Genomic DNA, 1,453 nt, shown 5'->3' with positions numbered 1-1,453 from the left:
GGCAACCCCGACCGTGGCGCCTGCCGTTCCCGCTGCCTTCACCGCTGGCCAGTGGAGCCTTGCAGACAGCCCGTCCGCGGGCGGCGACACGCTGACGGTCACCATCGGCGCCCTGCCCGACGAGGGCAGCGATCCAGTCACCGCGCTGGAGTACAGGATCGGGACCGGCGCGGCTGTCGCGCTCTCCGGCTCGACCACGGGCAGCTACCAGATCACCGTTCCGGCCGGGGCCGCGGCAAGCATCCAGCTGCGCGCGGTCAATGCCGTCGGCGCTGGCGCCTGGGGCGATACCAAGATCGCCACGCCGACCGCGTTGCAGTCTGCTCCTTCCGCTTTCACCGCGGGCATGTGGACGCTGGCCGACAGCCCGTCCGCGGGCGGGGATACCCTCACGGTCACCATCAGCACGCTGCCATCGCCAGGAACTTCCGTGATCACCTCGCTGGAGTACCGGGTCGGCACCGACGCTGCCGTGGCCCTTTCAGGATCCACCACGGGCACCTGCCAGATCACGGTTCCCGCAGAGACTGCAGCAGACGTTCAGCTGCGCGCGGTCAACGCCGTGGGCGCGGGCGCCTGGGGCGATACCAAGACCGTCACGCCGACCGTGCAGGCGACGGCGCCGAGCGCCTTCGCCGATGCGGATTGGGCGCTGGAAGACAGCCCGAGCACTGGCGGCGACAAGCTGTGGCTCACCGTCAGCACCGTCCCGTATGACGGAAACTCTCCGCTGACCTCGATCCAGTACCGGATCGGGGCGGGTGCTGCGACCGATCTTCCGGCACTCGTGACCGGCAGCTACCTCATCACGGTCCTGGCCGGGGCCGAGGCTTCCGTTCAGGTCCGCACGGTGAACGCCGAGGGCGCGAGCGCATGGTCGGCTGCCAAGACCGCCACCCCAACCGTCGGCACCGCGGCGGCCATCACCTTCGGGTCGCTTACGCCGATCGGTCAGGGCTCGGCTCCCATCGCCGAGGCTGACGGCACCTATGGCCAGTTCACCGTGGCGTCGGGCCGCGTGTCGGGCAACACCTCGCCGCTGGCCACCGGCAACACCGTGATCGGCAGCACCACCGTCAGCGTCACGGCAGGCACCCAAACCGTGTCGAGCCAGGCAGAGCTGCGCGGGTTCCTGATCGGCGATGCCGCCTACCGTGGCCTGCCGTCCTCCGGGGGCACGATCTGGCTGCGCCCTGGTGACTACGACAACGGCTCGGCCAGCTTCTACAACCTCTGGAACGTGCCGGGAGACATCATCATCCGCGGCATCGACACGGCGAACAAGCCGCGCCTGTTCAAGTATTCGATGCCCTCCGGAACCCATGTGGCGGCTCCCGACTCCATCGTGTGGCGCGACATTGAGTTCATGAACGCAGCCGTGATGCAGGACAGGACCGGCAGCAGCTATGTCCGCCCGTCGTCCACCATCCTCTACTCCGCCGACTTCCCCGGC

1 protein-coding gene is annotated in these 1,453 nt (G+C 69.0%); it reads left to right on the top strand.

What is annotated here, in order from left to right; genetic code table 11:
• On the top strand, positions 1-1,453 hold a 1,453-nt coding region (locus HCC78_RS32545; RefSeq protein ID WP_172332818.1), incomplete at both ends, for a hypothetical protein.

Origin of the sequence: Mangrovicoccus sp. HB161399, from assembly GCF_013184745.1 — a bacterium.
Taxonomy (GTDB): Bacteria; Pseudomonadota; Alphaproteobacteria; order Rhodobacterales; family Rhodobacteraceae; genus Mangrovicoccus.
The sequence above is the reverse complement of the archived record's forward strand: the minus strand, read 5'-3'. Positions and strand labels throughout refer to the sequence as shown.